At 58.6% G+C, this 12156-nt stretch carries 13 protein-coding genes; 9 read left to right on the top strand and 4 right to left on the bottom strand.

From position 1 onward, the window contains the following. Positions 1-108 precede the first annotated feature (108 nt). Positions 109-1254: an amidase gene (locus tag EDF75_RS18800; protein ID WP_133600483.1), complete on the bottom strand. Its 1146-nt coding sequence runs from the start codon at positions 1252-1254 to the stop codon at positions 109-111. A 359-nt stretch (positions 1255-1613) separates the two neighbouring features. Further along, positions 1614-2090, bottom strand: coding sequence for a MarR family winged helix-turn-helix transcriptional regulator (locus EDF75_RS18795; protein ID WP_133600482.1), 477 nt, complete (start codon positions 2088-2090; stop codon positions 1614-1616). Positions 2091-2240: 150 nt separating this feature from the next. Here EDF75_RS18795 and EDF75_RS18790 point away from each other — a divergent pair, with 150 nt between their 5' ends. Then, entirely contained in the window at positions 2241-3197 is a 957-nt protein-coding gene (locus EDF75_RS18790) for a nickel/cobalt transporter (protein ID WP_133600581.1), read from the top strand. Here the strand turns inward: EDF75_RS18790 and EDF75_RS18785 are convergent. After that, a complete protein-coding gene (locus EDF75_RS18785; protein ID WP_115191966.1) occupies positions 3194-3700 on the bottom strand; it encodes a MarR family winged helix-turn-helix transcriptional regulator in 507 nt (168 codons plus the stop codon). The two genes, EDF75_RS18790 and EDF75_RS18785, sit on opposite strands and share 4 nt — an antisense overlap. An 81-nt stretch (positions 3701-3781) precedes the next feature. Between EDF75_RS18785 and EDF75_RS18780 the strand changes: the two genes are divergently transcribed. Next, positions 3782-4654, top strand: a complete 873-nt coding sequence (locus EDF75_RS18780) for an EamA family transporter (protein WP_133600481.1) — start codon at positions 3782-3784, stop codon at positions 4652-4654. 95 nt (positions 4655-4749) lie between these two features. Here EDF75_RS18780 and EDF75_RS18775 read toward each other — a convergent pair whose 3' ends face one another. After that, a complete protein-coding gene (locus EDF75_RS18775; protein WP_015585822.1) occupies positions 4750-4962 on the bottom strand; it encodes a YdgH/BhsA/McbA-like domain containing protein in 213 nt (70 codons plus the stop codon). A gap of 384 nt (positions 4963-5346) precedes the next feature. Between EDF75_RS18775 and EDF75_RS18770 the strand changes: the two genes are divergently transcribed. The 7 genes from EDF75_RS18770 (at position 5347) to EDF75_RS18740 (ending at position 12151) form a co-directional block, all read left to right on the top strand. Beyond that, the gene (locus EDF75_RS18770; protein ID WP_133600480.1) at positions 5347-5673 is read left to right on the top strand and encodes an antibiotic biosynthesis monooxygenase family protein; all 327 of its coding nucleotides are present in this window, start codon (positions 5347-5349) and stop codon (positions 5671-5673) included. Continuing rightward, positions 5666-6055, top strand: coding sequence for an amino acid-binding protein (locus EDF75_RS18765; RefSeq protein WP_133600479.1), 390 nt, complete (start codon positions 5666-5668; stop codon positions 6053-6055). Before EDF75_RS18770 ends, EDF75_RS18765 begins: the two co-directional genes overlap by 8 nt. A 6-nt stretch (positions 6056-6061) precedes the next feature. Then, positions 6062-6763 (top strand): ArsR/SmtB family transcription factor, encoded by a 702-nt coding sequence (locus EDF75_RS18760; RefSeq protein WP_133600478.1) that lies wholly within the window; start codon positions 6062-6064, stop codon positions 6761-6763. 499 nt (positions 6764-7262) lie between these two features. Beyond that, positions 7263-7871 (top strand): fimbrial protein, encoded by a 609-nt coding sequence (locus EDF75_RS18755; protein ID WP_076945914.1) that lies wholly within the window; start codon positions 7263-7265, stop codon positions 7869-7871. A gap of 94 nt (positions 7872-7965) precedes the next feature. Further along, on the top strand, positions 7966-8667 hold the full coding sequence (locus EDF75_RS18750) for a fimbrial biogenesis chaperone (RefSeq protein WP_041147074.1): 702 nt from the start codon (positions 7966-7968) through the stop codon (positions 8665-8667). A gap of 11 nt (positions 8668-8678) precedes the next feature. Continuing rightward, entirely contained in the window at positions 8679-11165 is a 2487-nt protein-coding gene (locus EDF75_RS18745) for a fimbria/pilus outer membrane usher protein (RefSeq protein WP_076945915.1), read from the top strand. Continuing rightward, positions 11156-12151, top strand: coding sequence for a fimbrial protein (locus EDF75_RS18740; protein WP_133600477.1), 996 nt, complete (start codon positions 11156-11158; stop codon positions 12149-12151). Before EDF75_RS18745 ends, EDF75_RS18740 begins: the two co-directional genes overlap by 10 nt. Positions 12152-12156: the final 5 nt, after the last annotated feature.

The following is a 12156-nucleotide window of genomic DNA, read 5'->3' as shown; positions in this document are numbered from 1 at the left end:
AGAGAATAAACTTTTATATCCGCCGTTATTCGGCTATCCCCGCCGCTGGCTGAATAAGCTCCGGGGATCCTTTTGGACTATTATTATATTTTGCCTGGGGTCTGAATTTTATTTCAGTTTTGCCAGCAGCGATTCGGCAAAGCTGAGTAAAGCGAACTCTCTATTTTTCCCGCCGACTATCTGCAGGGCGACGGGGCGCTGGCCTATTTCACCAACCGGCAGGGTCAGCGCCGGATGGCCGCTTAAATTAAACGGGCGCACCAGCCGGGTCAGGTTGACCACCCTGAGCGGATCGGCCGCCTCTTGCAGGGTGGGCGGCAGCGCCGGCAGGGTCGGCAGTAAGATAAACGGCGTCCTGGCCAGCTGCGCGTCGACGGCGCGGGTGAACGCCGCCCGCACCTGCTCGGCCGCCTGCCGCTGAGCCGGGCTAATATCCGCCCCGGCGCGGATGCGCAGCGCAACGTCCGCCGCCAGCTCCGGGGCATCAACGATGGCGTGAAACGCCTGCCAGTTTTCCTGGCTGATGATCGTCAGCCCGGCCTCGTGCGCCTCGCTGAATCCCGCCAGGGTCACCGCCGACGGCGCTACGCCCGCCTGCGCCAGACGCGCGAGGATCAGCCGGTCAATCTCCGCGCTGGCGAGGCCGGAGATAAAGCCGGCCTCGCCGCGCCGTGCCGGGAACTGCGCCGCCGTTTCCCCCAGCGCCTTCTCAAGAGCCGAACGCAGGGTGGCGACCTCCCGGGCGAAGAAGCCGACGCAGTCCAGCGAGCTGTGGGCAGGGATAACCCCTTCGCGGCTCACGCGTCCCCACGTTGGCTTCAGGCCGACCACGCCGCAGCAGGCGGCGGGCATCCGTACCGAGCCGCCGGTGTCGGTGCCGAGAGCAAAATCGACTTCGCCTGCGGCGACCACGGTGGCCGATCCGCTGGACGACCCGCCGGGGATCAGCGCCGGGTAGTGCGGGTTAAGCGGTGTCCCGCTCCACGCATTAATGCCGGTAACGCCAAAAGCCAGCTCGTGGAGCGTGGTTTTGCCCAGCAGGCGACAGCCGTTCTCCAGCAGCCGCTGAATCACCGCGGCGTGCCTGCTCGCCGGCAGGGCGGCCTGCATCACCGGGCTACCGGCGCGGGTTGGGTGGCCGGCGATATCAAGCGTATCTTTGGCCGCAAACGTCAGCTCCCCGGCGCCCAGCGTAAAGCGAGAGATAAACCCGGAACGAGATTCGGTAATACCCGTGCAATGTTGCTTAGCCATGGTTCACGTTCCCGTTTAGCGATAACCTGAAATGCGTCGGCTGTATGAAAAATACGCCGCGCTGGACCTGAGGTAATCTTGTCATTAAAACTTGAAACTTCAAGTAATTTGTAACGTACTTTTCACATCGTTTTTAGCTATAAGAACATTTTATAAACAAAAAATATTTTTTAATACATTGATTTTTATTGGAATTAAATTGCGGTTATATTTTATTCTCTTGATGCGGGTCACAAAATAAAGCGCAAAATATAAGTTAAAAAAATGATAAAAAAGCGTGCGAAAAACGAGGGGTAAGGCGGGCAGGCGATAATAGCCATTGGCTTAGAGTGGTTATTGTCGCCACGTCGGAAAGGGAATTAATCGTCGAGGTTGTGCAGAAGCAGGGAGAGCACGTGGTTCATTTTCTTCTCCTGCGCCGGGGTAATCCCTTTGAACGCTTTGGTGAAGACCTTTTTGCTCAGGATCTGCGCCTGCGCCACCTTGGCCTCGCCGGCGGGGGTGAGCTCCGCTTCGGTGACGCGCCCGTCGCTGGCGCTGACGTGGGTGGTCAGCAGACCATCGTCGCGCAGGCGGCCGACAATTTTGGTGACGGTGGGCATTTTGCTGACGGCGTATTCAGTGATGCGGGAGATGCTGGCCCGGTGGTACTGATGAACCAGCATCAGCACCCGAAAGCGCGAGAGGTCGATGTCGATTTTTTTTAATTCGACTTCCATCTGCTGGGTATACTTTGCATAGACGTTGACCACCCAGAAGAAGGGAAACTCTTCTTTATGGAAGCGGCTTTCGTGGCTGTCTGGTCGCTCGGAAGCGGTATTGTGTTCCACAAGCATCTCCTTGCCTGACGACGATATATTGGGGCAGATGTTATGCGTATTTAGCGGGTATTGCAAAACGCAATATCCCCGTTATTCAGCGCGCTGGCGGAGGAAGAGCCTCTCCCGCCGGGCGGAAAATTCAGATTCACTTGATGGCGAAAAATGATGACAACTCGCATTCTCGCGCGCGACTGGCGCCTGCTGGCGCTGGGTCTGCCCGCGCTGGCGTTACTGTGGTGCGGCTGGGGGCTCCATGCGCACTGGGGCGCGTTTATTCAGTGGTGCCTGGCAACGCAAATCACGCTCCACCGCTATCTGGTGATGTATCTTTTGCAGCTCAACAACCACCAGTACAGCGGCGGCGTATGGCTGCTCGGCGGGGCGTTCCTCTACGGCGTGCTGCATGCCGTGGGGCCGGGGCACGGAAAATTTATCGTAACCACCTATCTCAGCACCAATAAGGAGAGCCCGCTGGCGGCGCGGGTGGTGCCGTTTCTCGGCAGCCTGATGCAGGGCGCATGCGCCATCCTGTTCGTGTTTATTCTGGCGATAGGGCTCAATCTTGCCTCCGGCGATCTCAGCACCAGCCGCTGGTACGTCGAAAAAATCAGCGCGCTGATGGTTGGTGCCTTCGGCGTATTTATTATCTATCAAACGCTTAAAAACCTGCGGCCGCGAAAGATAGCGATCGGTTCGCTGACGCCATTGCATGACCATAGCCCAAACTGCGGCTGCGGCCACCACGGCGTCGGGCGCGGGCTGGCGCAGGTGGACTGGAAAACCCGGCTCGGGGTGGTGCTGGCCATCGGCGCGAGGCCCTGCAGCGGGGCGATTATGATCCTGCTGTTTGCCAACGCCCTGGGGATCGTCAGCTGGGGAATTGCCGCGGTGATGGCCATGTCGCTGGGGACGGCTCTGTCGATCCTCGGCCTGTCGCTGGCGGTGCGCTACGCCCGCGAGCGGGCGGTCGGCCTGTTTGCCGGCAGCGGCGGGCGCCTCAGGCTGCTGGTTCCGGCGGTGAGGATTGCCGGCGGCATCATCCTGATTCTGTTTGCCTGCGTGCTGTTCCTGACGGTGATCCCGATCAGCGCCAACGGCGACTATATCGCCGCCGGCTGCTAGTCCTCTTCCAGCAGGCGCATCAGCCCCGCCAGCGCGTCGTTCAGCCGCTGGCGCTGCTCCGCAGTGAGGCCCGCCAGCAGCTGGCGTTCGTTCTCGACGTGCGTTTCAACCGCGCGATCGATGCGTTCTCGCCCTTCCGGGGTCAGGGCCACCAGCATGCTCCGCGCATCCTGCGGATTCGCCAGCCGGCATATGAACCCCCGTTTCTCCAGCGCCTTCAGGCGGTGGGTCATGGTGCCGGAGGTGATCATCAGCGTCGAAAAAAGCTGGGTCGGCGAGAGGGTAAACGGCTCTCCCGCCCGGCGCAGGGTCGCCAGCATGTCAAATTCCCAGCGCACCAGATCGTGGCGGATAAACGCCGCCTCGACGCGCGGTTCCAGCAGCATGGCGCAGCGCTTCAGGCGGCCAATCGGCCCCATCGGGCTACAGTCAAGATCGGGACGCTCCCGCTTCCACTGTTCAAGAATGCGGTCTACGGCGTCTGTTTGCGGTGATTTGTCCATTTGTGCCTGGTTACCTTGATATCAAGATATCTATCGATACATACTTGGCTGACTAATTTACCTTGATGTGAAGATAAAATCATGACCTTTCTCTCGCGTTCGCCCATTTTTGACCTGCTGTTGACCGCCCTGGCCCCGGCCATCTGGGGGACGACCTATATTGTGACCTCGCAGCTATTACCGGCGGACAGGCCGTTTATTGCGGCGCTGCTGCGGGTGCTCCCGGCGGGGATCGCCCTGTTAATCTGGTGCCGCCGCTTTCCTCTGCGCAGCGAGTGGTGGAAGCTGGTGGTCACCGGGATCCTCAATATTGGCGCCTTCCAGGCGCTGCTGTTTATTGCCGCCTATCGCTTGCCCGGCGGGCTGGCGGCGGTGATCGGCGCCATTCAGCCGCTGCTGGTGATGCTGCTGGCCTGGTCCGTGGACAGGCAGCGATCGCCGTGGATGGCGGTTGCCTCGGCCTGTACCGGCGTTATCGGCATGGCGCTGCTGCTGCTCTCGCCGCAGACGGTGCTGGATCCGCTGGGCATCGGCGCGGCGTTTTTAGGGGCGGTCAGCATGGCGCTGGGAACCTGGCTCTCCCGACGCTGGGCGATATCGCTGCCGGTGGCGGCGCTGACGGGCTGGCAGCTGCTGATTGGCGGTGTGGTGCTGGCGCCGATTGCGCTGCTGGTCGATCCTCCTTTACAGCAGGTGACCCTGACCCAGGCGGCGGGCTATCTGTGGCTATGCGTGGCGGGGGCGATGCTGGCGTACGGTCTGTGGTTCCGCGGGATTAGCCGCCTCTCGCCGGTGGCGGTCTCGGCGCTGAGCCTGCTCAGTCCGGTGACCGCGGTGCTGCTGGGCTGGATTATTCTCGGGCAGAAGATTCAGGGGCTGGCGCTGGTGGGGCTGGTCGTGGTGCTGCTCAGCGTGCTGTCTATTCAGCGCGCGCTAACAAAAAAGGCCCCATAAAGGGGCCCGACATTGCTGCATGGTTATTGCGCGGCGGGAGCCAAACGGGCCGCCTTCAGGCGGCCGGTCCGGCAGCTCCCTCTGCAACCATTCTCTTATTTGGACAGCTCGGCGGTCATATGAACCTGGTTACCGGTGTAGGCTTCGGTAATGTGGTAAGACGCGCCCTGATCTTTAGCGATGGTGGCGATTTTCGCTTCCGCGCTGTCCAGAGTATCTGCGGTCACGCTGACCGGGTGCTGAGCGAAGCTAGCAAAAGAAACCAGGGACAGCATACCGGCGGCGGCAAGTAATTTTACGTTTTTCATGGTGTTTTTCCTTTTAACTTTACAGGTGGAAAGCGCTGCGCTTTCGATGGGTTTATAATAAGTCTGCTAACTATAACGCGCGTTGCAAAAAGTGCGATTTAGATCACACTTTTGTGCCATTAAGATGACGATCGGGTGACGTTTCAATGTCGATTAATCAATAAAAACAGCTTGTTGGCGAAGATGGCTGAGATTTATTGCTGCGGAAAAAAAGACGCCGACGGCGCGGAGATTTTTTTCCTGAGGGCTTTGGCTATTGTTTTGGTGAATGTGTTGGTGGTTTTTTAACCAATGCGGCGCGGGCAATACTTCGTCCGTTGACGAAGCATCTGCGGGGCGGGGGGCATAGAGTGGCGGCACCGCTGAATAAATAAGGATGACACAATGATTGCCGTACTCTTTGAAGCCGAGGTGGCGCCGGAAGGCCAGGCGCGCTATCTGGCGCTCGCGGCGGAGCTTAAGCCGCTGCTCAGCACCATCGATGGTTTTATCAGCATTGAGCGTTTTCAGAGCCTGACGACGCCGGGGAAGATCCTGTCGCTTTCCTGGTGGCGCGACGAGCAGGCGGTGCTGGCGTGGAAAAATAACCTCGCCCACCGGGAGGCTCAGCGGGAGGGAAAAGAGAGTATCTTTGCCGACTATCAGATTCGCATTACCCGGCTGATGCGCGAATACGGCGCGGAAAGAGGCGAGGATCGCGGTCATGTATGATATTTATGTGATCCTGCCCAATCGTCCGGGCGCGCTGGCGCTGCTGGGGCAGACCCTCGGCAACGGCGGCGTGGGCCTGGAGGGCGGCGGCGTTTTCACCGTCGACGACCGGTGCCACGCCCATTTTTTGGTGGCCGACGGCGAGCGCGCCAGAGCGGCGCTGGAGCAGGCCGGGATCCCGGTGGCGGCGGTCACTCAGCCGCTTATTCGCCGCCTCAAGCAGGAACAGCCCGGAGAGCTGGGCGCCATCGCCCGCGCGCTGGCCGCGCAGGGGGTTAATATTTTGACCCAGTACAGCGACCATGATAATCGCCTGATTCTGGTTACCGATAATTTCCCGCTGGCGCAGGAGGCGACGCGCCGCTGGGCCACTCACGCGTGAGGCCATATGCTCAAACCTGCCGCAGTTATTACCGATGATGAGTCGTTGGCCGTCGCCGTGGCGGCCATCGCTTCCGCCATGGCCGACAGTTCGCGGGTGAAAATGCTCTGCGCCCTGATGGACGGCCGGGCCTGGACGGCGACGGAGCTGGCTACGGCGGCGGGCATTTCCGCCTCTACCGCCAGCGCGCACCTGAGCCGCCTGGTGAACGGCCGCCTGCTGGTTTGCCTGGCGCAGGGGCGGCACCGCTACTACCGGCTGGCGGGGGCGGACGTCGCCGGCCTGGTGGAGAATATGATGACCATGGCCGGGAAGGGCGCGCTGACGCTAACCACCCGAACGCCGGTTAATTTACGCCACGCAAGGACCTGCTACGATCATCTCGCCGGCGAGCTGGCGGTGGCCATTTATCAATTTTTACTGCGCGAGGCCTGGATTACGCCCGACGGTTCGGCGGTAACGCCTGCGGGGGAAGCACACTTTTGCCGTCTGGGGATTGCCTTAACCGGCGATGGCCGACGCAAAGCGTGCTGCGCCTGCCTGGACTGGAGCGAAAGGCGCTTTCACGCCGGGGGGATCGTCGGCGCCGCACTCCTGCAGCATGGTCAGCAGCAGGGCTGGTTTGTGCTGACGCCGGGCTTTCGCGAGGTTTCCGTCAGCGCGGAAGGAAAGCGCGCCCTGGCCCGGCACTTCCAGCTGCCGCTGTAGGACCGCAGGGCGTCGGGCCCGGCCGCCAGCCCAAATCGGCGGCTGAACGTTTTTTATTGGACCGCCCGGCGCTATTCCCGTGACCTTATCCTCGCTATTATTCAGATTGTTCCCGATGGTCATCAAATAGCAATATTTGTCATGATATTTACCTCCATAGATATATCCCTTGCGCCTTATCTCTTCTGAAGTAAATAACTTAATTATCGTTTGTGGTTATTGTTTGACTATAATTGATAGGCGATAGCTATCGTCAGCGTGATGTAACAAGTTATAAGCAAATGTATATTTATCAGCGAAAAATAGCATTCTTTGACGCCGACAGCATTATCGAATTCATTATTTGAATTCGCGTCCTGACGCCTTAAATATTGCGGCTTCCGGTCAGTCGAAGTTTCTATTCACAGTTGCAGCGGTGGGCATCGCATAACGCTTCTTATCGTCTGCAGATTTACTGTTGGTTTATTGATACAAAACTCACTCTGACAAGGAAATGGCAATGAAAAAGGTTCTTCTCTCTGCAGCAATGGCAACGGCATTTTTCGGTATGGCAGCGGCAAATGCGGCTGATACCACTGTTGGCGGTGGCCAGGTTAATTTCTTCGGTAAAGTTACCGACGTATCTTGTACTGTTTCTGTAAACGGTCAGGGCAGCGATGCTAACGTTTACCTCTCTCCGGTAACCTTAACTGAAGTGAAAGCGGCGGGTGCAGACACCTACCTGAAACCGAAATCTTTCACCATTGACGTATCTGATTGCCAGGCTGCCGACGGCACCAAACAAGACGACGTGTCTAAACTGGGCGTGAACTGGACCGGCGGTAACCTGCTGGCTGGCGCTGCTGGCAAACAGGTTGGCTACCTGGCTAACACCGAAGCTGCCGGTGCACAAAACATCCAGCTGGTTCTGTCTACAGACGATGCCACTACTCTGAACAACAAAATCATCCCGGGCGACAGCACTCAGCCTAAAGCAACTGGCGATGCTTCTGCCGTTCAGGATGGCGCGCGCTTCACCTACTTCGTTGGCTATGCTACCAGCACCCCGGCTACCGTAACTACCGGCGTGGTTAACAGCTACGCGACTTACGAAATTACCTACCAGTAATTATCGTCTGAAAATAAACCGCCTTAATTGAGGCGGTTATATGCATTGATAAAGCGGCAGCCGCTGCCGCTTATTTTTCCCGTCTGAGGTCAGCATGAAGCGTATTGCCCTTTGTTTCTGTTTCATTTTTAGTTTTGCGGCCCACGCCAATAATATTATTGTTAACGGCACCCGCTTTATTTATCCCGGAAATGAAAAAGAAATAACGGTACAGCTTTCGAATACCGCCGATCGCCCGGCGCTGGCGCAGGCCTGGCTGGATAACGGCAACGCCGACGCCACGCCGGATACGATTACTACGCCATTTATTATTACTCCGCCAATATCCCGCGTGGATGCTAAAAGCGGGCAGACCTTACGTATTAAGCTTGGCAGCAGCGCCGGGCTTGCCAAAGATAAAGAGACGCTGTGGTGGCTTAATCTGCTGGAAATACCGCCGGTAGAGGCTAATCAAAAAAATGAAGGACAGAATATCCTGCAGCTGGCGATTCGTTCGCGCTTTAAGTTTATCTACCGCCCGACCGGACTGGGCAATCGCGACGCTGCGCCGGAGAAATTAGCGCTTTCGGCCAGCGGCAGCAGCCTGTCGGTCAGCAACCCTACGCCATTTTATCTCACCGTAAGCCGTATTTCCCGCGACGGCGGCAAGGCCCTGAACGGCAAAACGGTGATGCTCGCTCCACAGTCCAGTCAGACCGTAGCCCTCTCTTCTGCCGTGAGCAGAGGCGAGACCCTGACGATTAATAACATCAATGACTATGGCGCAGATGTGGCAGTGAAAGTAGCCGTTAAATAAGGGACACTATCATGAAGCAGAGGACCATCTGCCCGGGAAGGTTAAGTTCGGCGATCGCTATGGCGCTGCTCTGCTTTCCGCCATTTTCCAGCGGACAGGAAAGCCCGGGAACGGTATACCAGTTTAACGACGGTTTTATCGTTGGCAGCCGAGAAAAGGTCGATCTGTCACGCTTCTCCGCCAGCGCCATCTCTGAGGGCACCTATTCCCTCGACGTCTATACCAACAGCGAGTGGAAAGGGCGCTACGAGCTGCAGGTCACCCGCGATAAAGACGGCAACATGGGGATCTGCTACACCAAAGAGATGCTTGAACGCTACGGCATTGCCGCGGAAAAGCTCAACCCCCAGCTGGGGAAGCAGGAAGGCTACTGCGGGCGTCTGAAAGAGTGGCGTAACGAAGAAAACGTTAAAGACAACCTGATTCAGTCCTCCCTGCGGCTGGAAATTTCCGTGCCGCAAATCTACGAAGATCAGCGCCTGAAAAACTATGTCAGCCCGGAGTTCTGGGATAAAGGCATTGCGGCGCTGAACCTCGGCTGGATGGCCAACACCTGGACCAGCCACACCTCGGGGAATAACGGCTCCGATAACAGCAGCGCCTATCTGGGGCTTAACGCCGGTCTCTCCTGGGACGGCTGGCTGCTCAAGCACGTCGGTAACCTGAACTGGCAGCAGCAGCAGGGCAAAGCGCACTGGAACAGCAACCAGACCTATCTCCAGCGGCCGATCCCGCAGATCAACTCGATCGTCAGCGGCGGACAGATTTTTACCAACGGCGAATTCTTCGACACCATTGGCTTGCGCGGGGTCAACCTGGCGACCGATGACAACATGTTCCCTGACGGAATGCGCTCCTATGCGCCGGAAATTCGCGGCGTGGCGCAGAGCAACGCCCTGGTAACGGTGCGTCAGGGCAGCAACATTATCTATCAGACCTCGGTACCGCCGGGCCCGTTTACCCTGCAGGACGTCTACCCCTCCGGCTACGGTAACGACCTTGAAGTTTCGGTCAAAGAGGCCGACGGTTCGGTGCAGGTGTTTAGCGTTCCCTATGCCTCGGTGGCGCAGCTGCTGCGTCCGGGGATGACCCGCTATGCGCTGTCGGCCGGTAAGGTCGATGACAGCGGGCTGCGGAATAAGCCGATGCTCTACCAGGCGACCTGGCAGCACGGCCTGAATAACGTTTTTACCGGCTATACCGGCGTCACGGGCTTTGACGATTACCAGGCGTTCCTGCTGGGGACCGGGATGAACACCGGCATCGGCGCGCTGTCGTTAGATATCACCCAGTCCCGGCTGAAGAGCGACACCCTCGACGAGAGCGGCCAGAGCTACCGCGCCACCTTTAACCGCATGTTTACCGATACCCAGACCAGCATCGTGCTGGCGGCCTATCGCTACTCCACCAAAGGCTACTACAACCTGAACGACGCGCTGTACGCCGTCGACCAGGAGAAGAACCGCAACAGCAGCTACACCCTGTGGCGGCAGAAAAACGGCATGACCTTCACCGTTAACCAGAACCTGCCGGACGGCTGGGGCGGCTTTTATCTCAGCGGCCGGATCTCCGATTACTGGAACCGTTCGGGCACCGAGAAGCAGTATCAGCTCAGCTACAACAATATGTTCGGCCGTCTCTCGTGGTCCGCCAGCGCGCAGCGCGTTTATACGCCGGACAGTTCCGGCCACAATCGCGACGACCGCGTCTCGCTTAACTTCAGCTATCCGCTGTGGTTTGGCGAGAACCGCACCGCCAACCTGACGTCGAATACCTCGTTTAATAACTCGCGCTTTAGCAGTTCGCAGATCGGCATCAACGGTTCGCTGGATAGCGAGAACAACCTCAACTACGGCGTCTCGACCACCACCGCCACCGGCGGCCAGCACGATGTCGCGCTGAACGGAAGCTACCGCACGCCGTGGACCACGCTGAACGGCAGCTATAGCCAGGGCGAGGGGTATCGCCAGAGCGGCCTCGGCGCCAGCGGGACGCTGATTGCCCATCGCCACGGCGTGGTGTTCTCGCCGGAAAGCGGCAGCACGATGGCGCTTATCGAAGCGAAAGATGCCGCAGGCGCGATGCTGCCTGGCTCGCCGGGCACCCGCGTCGACGGCAACGGCTACGCCATCCTGCCGTATCTGCGCCCGTACCGGATTAACTCCATCGAGATCGATCCGAAGGGCAGCCATGACGATATCGCCTTCGATCGTACCGTGGCCCAGGTGGTGCCGTGGGAAGGCAGCGTCGTGAAGGTGTCGTTTGGCACCACGGTGCAGAACAACGTGACGATTATGGCACGCCAGGCGAATAGCCAGCCGCTGCCGTTCGCGGCCAGCATTTTCGACCCGAGCGGCAAAGAGATTGGCGTTGTCGGCCAGGGCAGCATGATGTTTATCAGTGACGCCAGCGTTCAGCACGCGACCGTTAAGTGGAGCGGCGGACAGTGCACGGTGGAACTGGGCAAGGCAAAATCAAAGGAAAGGGTATGTCGCTGAGTAAACAACTGACGCTTTTTATTGGCCTGATGGCGCTGGGGACCACCTCCGCCTGGGCCGCCTGCTCGCGGCTGTCGCAGCCGACGGTGAACCTGGATATGGTCGTCGGCAGGGTTGTGGTTCCACCCGATCTGCCGGTGGGCTCGGTGATTGTCTCCCGGGACTGGACGATGAGCGCGCCGGGCGGGGCCAGCTACAGCTGTACGGCCGGCACCAACCGCTTTGCGGCGAAGATCGTCTCTACCGGTTCGACCGATCTGGGGAATAAGGTCTACTCCACCAACGTGCCCGGTATCGGCATGCGCTTTAGCCGCGGCGGCGCGACGGTGAACATCACCTATCCCGACGTTTTCTCATCCACCATCAACCGGACCACCAACTACTCGCTGGAAGGCTCCCGCTTTACGCTGGAGATTATTAAAACCGCCGCGACTACCGGCAGCGGTACTCTGGCGGCGGGGAAATATACCTCCTACGACTGGGAGCGGGGCAACAACCCGATTCTGGAAACCTACCTCAGCGCCAATGCGATTACCGTGGTCTCGCCGTCCTGTACGGTACTCAGCGGTAAGAATATGAACGTTGACGTCGGGACCATTAAGCGCAGCGATCTGAACGGCGTCGGCACCTACGCCGGCGGCAAAAATTTTAATATTGAGCTTCAGTGTAGCGGCGGGCTAAGCACCACCGGCTATGCCAATATTGAGGCCTCTTTCTCCGGTACCCTTGCGACCGGCACGCCCCTCACCCGTGGCGCGCTGCTGAATGAAAAAGCGGGCAGCGCGATGGCCAAAGGGATTGGGATTCAGGTGCTGAAAGGCGGCGTACCGGTTGAGTTCAATAAGAATTACAACGTCGGGACCTTAAGTAACCAGGAAACGCGCTACATCACGATACCTTTCCTTGCGCGTTTTTATCAGTACGCGGCGGCCACCAGCACCGGCGAGGTTGAGTCTCACATGATCTTTAACCTGACGTACGATTAATTCGG

The sequence above is a fragment of the Klebsiella sp. BIGb0149 genome (assembly GCF_004362605.1).
GTDB classification, from domain to species: domain Bacteria; phylum Pseudomonadota; class Gammaproteobacteria; order Enterobacterales; family Enterobacteriaceae; genus Klebsiella; species Klebsiella terrigena.
Note: the sequence above shows the minus strand (reverse complement) of the source record. Positions and strands in the feature narration are given on the sequence as shown.